Raw genomic sequence first — 6,000 nt, forward strand, 5'->3', positions numbered from 1 at the left:
CGGCACGGCCGGACGCGGGGCGCCAGCCGGGTGTTCGGTGCATGCACCGGGCCATGCGAGCCCGGAGATCATGTTGCGACGATGGGCGAGCGCAATGATTCGCGCCACCGGGCGGAGAAAATCCGTTCGCTCAATCTTGAAAGAAAAGGAATGCCTGCCATACAAGTGACAAGCAGTCGTGGGTGTACCACCGTCCATCACATTGCCCTCGCACAAAAATCATTGTGGAAATTGTTTTTAGATTTGAAGCACCTTGAATTCGTCAGATCAATATATACCCCGAAATTGAAAAAGTCAAAGCCCCTTTTCACAATGACATTCTCAACCCGATCTTATTTCCAGCATGATTGGCGCCGATAATTTCAACTATCGAATGACACTCGATTCCTGCGAACGATTTTGCCGCACAAATGCACACCTTCCCGGTCGCCCCGGGAAAACAAGGGGCGCCGGACCGCCCATTCGATTCGGGCAACTATTCCAATCCGGCTATAAACAGAGCATGTGGATCGACGAAATCGAATCATTTCGATCGACTCGACCAGGCAATCTTATTTACCTCCGTCAATAGCCATGCGCAAATGGAAGGCTGACATTCAATAAAATCATCCCAATAATGGACAGCCAGAATGATTAAATCGATTTACCTCCGTTTTCTGGTAGGTCCGCATTTCACCATTCAGGAAATCCGGCCAGGCGGCGGTTGAATGCCGCCCCACCCGCCACCCAGCGCACGAATCAGATTGACGGTCGATACGGCCTGCGCACCCGTCAGCTGGTTCGCCTGCAACTGCGACGCCAACACCGATCGCTCCGCATCGATCACGTCGAGATAGCTGACCTCGCCCTCCTGATACTGCGTGCGCGACAGTGTCGCCGCGCGTCGCGATGCCTTGACGGCCGTGTCCTGTGCGCGGATCTGGTCGTCGAGCAAACGCAGGTCGGCCAGATTGTCCTCGACCTCGCGGAACGCGACGAGCACCTGCTGCCGGTAGTTCGCGACCTGCTCGTCGTACTGCGCACGCGCCTGCTGCACCCCCGCGGCACGCCGCCCGCCGTCGAACAGCGGCAGCGTCAGCGCGGTGCCCGCGAACGGCCCGAGCAGGAACGTGCGGCTCGACCACAAGAACAGGTTGCCGAGCGTCGATGCTTCAAAGCCGGCTGATCCCGTGATGTCGAGCTTCGGGAAATACGCCGACTTCGCGAGCCCGATGCGCGCGTTCGCGGCCGCCATCGCACGTTCCGCAGCCGCGATGTCCGGACGCCGTTCGAGCAGCGCCGACGGCAGGCCCGCCGGCACCTTCACCGCGACCGGCACGAGCGGCGTTTGCTTGAACGCGAAATCCGCCGGCGCCTTGCCGAGCAGGATCGCGAGCGCGTGCTCGGACGCCGCGCGGCGGCGCGCAACGCCGACCGCGTCGGCCTGCGCACTCGCCAGTTCGTTCTTCGCACGCGACACGTCGAGCTCGCTGATGTCGCCCTCGTTGAAGCGGCGCTGCACGAGCCTCAGCGCCTGTTCACGCAGCTCGACCGTGCGGCGGTACAAGTCCTGGTCGGAATCGAGCTGGCGCAATGCAAAGTAGTTCTGCGCGACGTCCGCCTGCAGCGCGAGCTGCACCGAGCGGAATAGCGCTTCGCTCTGCGCCTGGTCCGCGCGCGACGCCTCGACGTTGCGGCCCACGCGGCCGAACAGGTCCGCTTCATACGACACCGTGCCTTGCGCGCGCCACAACGTCGCGAAGGTCGGGCCGCTGCCCTGCGGCAGCGACTGCGACGCCGACGACAGCCCCTGGCGCGTCGGCCCGAAGCCCGCGCCGATCTGCGGGAACCATTGCGAGCGCGCCGCGCGGGTGGCCGCGCGCGCTTCCTCGACGCGCGCCGCCGCGGCCTTCAGGTTCTGGTTCGCGGCGAGCGCCTGCGCTTCGAGCGAATCGAGCACCGGATCGCCGAAAGCCTTCCACCATTCGCCGCGATGCGCGGTGTCCGACGGTTCGGCCCGCTTCCACGTGCCGGCTTGCTCGCCGGCCGCGAGCGCGGGAGCTTCCTTGAACGCGGCGGGCGTTGCGACATCCGGCCGCTGGTAGTCGGGCCCGACCGCGCAGGCGGCGAGCAGTGCGGCCAGCAGCGTGGCCGTCGCGGCACGCGTTGCCGTGTGCGCGAATCGACCGTCCGCGTGGTTGCCGTGGTTGTTGCCGTGGTTGTTGCCGTGGTTGTTGCCGTGGTTGTTGCCGTGGTTGTTGCCGTGGTTGTTGCCGTGGTTGTTGCCGTGGTTGTTGCTCTGGTTGTTGCCGTGGTGACCGTTCACGTCGCGCCTCCTCAAGCGTCCGAAGCCGGCACGCCGTAGCCGGCCGCGCCCTTCTTCTCGGCGACATGAATCCTGCCGCCCGCGAGCGTGCGCAGCACCACATAGAACACCGGCGTCAGCATCAACCCGAACAGCGTCACGCCGAGCATCCCGAAGAACACTGCGACACCCATCGCGTGGCGCATCTCCGCACCCGCGCCGGTCGACGTGACGAGCGGCACCACGCCCATGATGAACGCGATCGACGTCATCAGGATCGGCCGCAGACGCAGCCGGCTCGCCTCGATCGCGGCCTCGAGCGGAGTCCGGCCGTCATGCTCCAGCTCGCGCGCAAACTCGACGATCAGGATCGCGTTCTTCGCCGACAGCCCCACCAGCACCATCAGGCCGATCTGCGTGAAGATGTTGTTGTCGCCCTGCGTGAGCCACACGCCCGTGAGCGCCGACAGGATGCCCATCGGCACGATCAGGATCACTGCGAGCGGCAGCGTCAGGCTCTCGTATTGCGCAGCAAGCACGAGGAACACGAGCAGCACGCTGATCGGAAACACCCAGATCGCCGCGTTGCCCGCGAGGAGCTGCTGATACGTGAGGTCGGTCCATTCGAACTTCACGCCGCGCGGCAGCGTCTGCGCCGCGATCCGCTCGACCGCGGCCTGCGTCTGCCCCGACGAAAAGCCCGGCGCCGGGCCGCCGTTGACGTCGGCCGCCGTGTAGCCGTTGTAGCGCACCACCATCTCGGGGCCGAACGTCGGCGTCACGGTGACGAGCGACGACAGCGGCACCATCTCGCCGGCCGCGTTGCGCGTCTTCAGCTGCAGGATGTCGTCCGCGCGCTGGCGGAACGGCGCATCGGCCTGCACGCGCACCTGGTACACGCGCCCGAAGCGGTTGAAGTCGTTCACGTACAGCGAACCGAGATACACCTGCATCGTGTTGAACACGTCGGTGACCGACACGCCGAGCTGCTTCGCCTTCACGCGATCGAGATCGACGTTGAGCTGCGGCACGTTGACCTGGTAGTTCGTAAACACCCTGCCGAATTCCGGCGCATTCTTCATCTGCGCGATGAATTCGCGCGCGGCATCGGCCAGCCGCGTATAGCCGACCGCGCCGCGATCCTCGATCTGCAGCTTGAAGCCGCCGAGCGTGCCGAGACCGAACACCGCCGGCGGCGGGAACACCGCGATGAAGGCACCCTTGATCCCGCCGTACTGGCGGTTCAACGCCGCGGCGATCGCGTCGGCCGACAGCCCGCGCCGCTCGCGCGCCGGTTTCAGCATCACGAACACGATGCCCGCGCTCGAACTGTTCATGAACCCGTTCACCGACATCCCGGGGAAAGCCGGCGCGTGATCGACGCCCGGCTGCTTCAGCGCGACGGACGCCATTTGCCGCATCACCGACTCGGTGCGATCCAGCGACGCGCCGCTCGGCAATTGCGCGAACGCGACGAGATAGCCGCGATCCAGCGCCGGGATGAAGCCGGTCGGCACCGCGCGCGCGACGAGCACGGCCGCGCCGATCAGCAACAGGTACGTCGCGAGCACCAGCGAGCGCCGCGTCAGCACGCCGCGCACGCCGCGCCCGTAGTGCTCCGCGCCGCGCCGAAACACCTTGTTGAAGCGGCGGAAGAAGCCGCCGAGCACGCGGTTCATCGCGCGCGTCAACCGGTCTTCCTTGTCGCCATGCCCCTTCAGCAGGATCGCGGACAACGCCGGCGACAGCGTCAGCGAGTTGAACGCCGAGATCACCGTCGAGATCGCGATCGTCATCGCGAACTGCTTGTAGAACTGGCCGGTCAGCCCCGACATGAACGCGAGCGGCACGAACACGGCGACGAGCGTCAGCGCGATCGCGATGATCGGCCCGCTCACTTCCTGCATCGCCTTGTAGGTCGCGTCCCGTGCGGTCATCCCGCTCTCGATGTTGCGCTCGACGTTCTCGACGACGACGATCGCGTCGTCGACCACGATCCCGATCGCGAGCACCATCCCGAACAGCGACAGCGTATTGATCGAGTAGCCGAACGCGAGCAGCAGCGCGAAGGTGCCGACGATCGACACCGGCACCGCGATCAGCGGAATGATCGACGCGCGCCACGTCTGCAGGAACACGATCACGACCAGCGCGACGAGCACGATCGCCTCGACCAGCGTGTGCACGACCGCTTCGATGCTCGATCGCATGTACAGCGTCTGGTCGTAGACGATCTTGTAGTCGACGCCAGCCGGAAAGTCGTGCTTGAGATCGTCCATTTCCGCGCGCACGGCCTCCGCGACCTGCAGCGCGTTTGCGCCCGGCAGCTGGAACACGGGCATCGCGACCGCCGATTCGTTGTCGAGCAGCGCCCGCAAGCCGTAGTTCGACGCGCCGAGCTGGGTGCGCGCGATGTCGCGCAGGTGCGTGACGCCGCCGTCCGGCGCCGTCTTCACGACGATGTCGCCGAACTCGTCTTCCGTCTGCAGGCGGCCGCGCGCGTTCACCGACAGTTGCAGCGGCGTATCGGCCAGCGACGGCGATCCGCCCACCACGCCCGCCGCGACCTGCACGTTCTGCTCGCGAATCGCGCGCACGACGTCGGCGGCGGTCAGCCCGCGCTGCGCGACCTTCTGCGGATCGAGCCACACGCGCATCGAATAGTCGCCCGCGCCCCACAGCTGCACCTCGCCGACGCCGCGAATGCGCGACAGCCGGTCCTTCACGTTGATCAGCGCGTAGTTGCGCAGATACGTCGTGTCGTAGCGATTGTCGGGCGAGATCAGGTGCACGATCATCGTGATGCTCGGCGAACTCTTCACCGTCGTCACGCCGAGCCGCTGCACGTCTTCCGGCAGGCGCGGCAGCGCCTGGTTCACGCGGTTCTGCACGAGCTGCGTGGCCTTGTCGGGGTCGGTGCCGAGCTTGAACGTGACGGTGAGCGTCAGGTTGCCGTCGCTGTTGGTCTGCGACTGCATGTACAGCATGTCCTCGACGCCGTTGATCTGTTCTTCCAGCGGCGACGCGACGGTTTCGGCGATCACTTTCGGGTTCGCGCCCGGATACTGCGCCTTGACGATCACCGACGGCGGCACGATCTCCGGATACTCGGAAACCGGCAGCAGGAAGATCGCGATGATGCCCGCGAGCAGAATGCCGACCGACAGCACGCCCGCGAAGATCGGCCGGTCGATGAAGAATTTCGATACGTTCATGAGTGGCGTGGCCCTTTCTGGTGGCACGCGCGTGCGGCGCGAACGCGCGCCGGCCGCGCGCGCCGGCTACGAACGCGCGTCGGCCGCCGCGTTCGCCGTCATCGGCACGTCGTGCGGCTTCACCTGCTGGCCCGGCCGCACGCGCTGCGTGCCGTTCACGATCACGCGGTCGCCGGCGGCGAGGCCGCTGACGATCGCCCGGCGCGTGCCGTGCTGCAGCCCCGGCTGCACTTCGCGGTACGACACGCGGCCCTGCGCATCGACGACGAACACGAACTTCTTGTCCTGGTCCGTGTTGATCGCCGCGTCGTCGACGAGCAGCGCCGGATGCGGCGCGCCGCCGCTGACCTTCACGCGTGCATAGAGCCCCGGCACCAGCGCGCCGTCCGCGTTGTCGAAGCGCGCACGCACGCGGATCGTGCCGGACGACGTGTCGAGGCGGTTGTCGACCGAGTCGATCGTGCCGCTTCTCGAATAGCCGCTCTCGTTCGCGAGGCCGAG

Annotated in this window: 3 protein-coding genes; all 3 read right to left on the bottom strand. The window is 66.1% G+C overall.

What is annotated here, in order from left to right; translation table 11 throughout:
- Positions 1 to 679 precede the first annotated feature (679 nt).
- On the bottom strand, positions 680 to 2,125 hold the full coding sequence (opcM, locus tag HWY45_RS33230; protein WP_059883807.1) for a multidrug efflux transporter outer membrane subunit OpcM: 1,446 nt from the start codon (positions 2,123 to 2,125) through the stop codon (positions 680 to 682).
- 191 nt (positions 2,126 to 2,316) lie between these two features.
- Positions 2,317 to 5,499 carry an efflux RND transporter permease subunit gene (locus tag HWY45_RS33235; protein WP_059880273.1) on the bottom strand — a complete coding sequence of 1,061 codons (3,183 nt, stop codon included), beginning with the start codon at positions 5,497 to 5,499 and terminating at the stop codon, positions 2,317 to 2,319.
- A 66-nt stretch (positions 5,500 to 5,565) separates the two neighbouring features.
- A partial coding sequence (locus tag HWY45_RS33240; RefSeq protein WP_176118428.1) for an efflux RND transporter periplasmic adaptor subunit occupies positions 5,566 to 6,000 on the bottom strand: 435 nt, incomplete at its 5' end.

It is taken from the genome of Burkholderia stagnalis, from assembly GCF_902830275.1.
Lineage (GTDB): Bacteria > Pseudomonadota > Gammaproteobacteria > Burkholderiales > Burkholderiaceae > Burkholderia > Burkholderia stagnalis.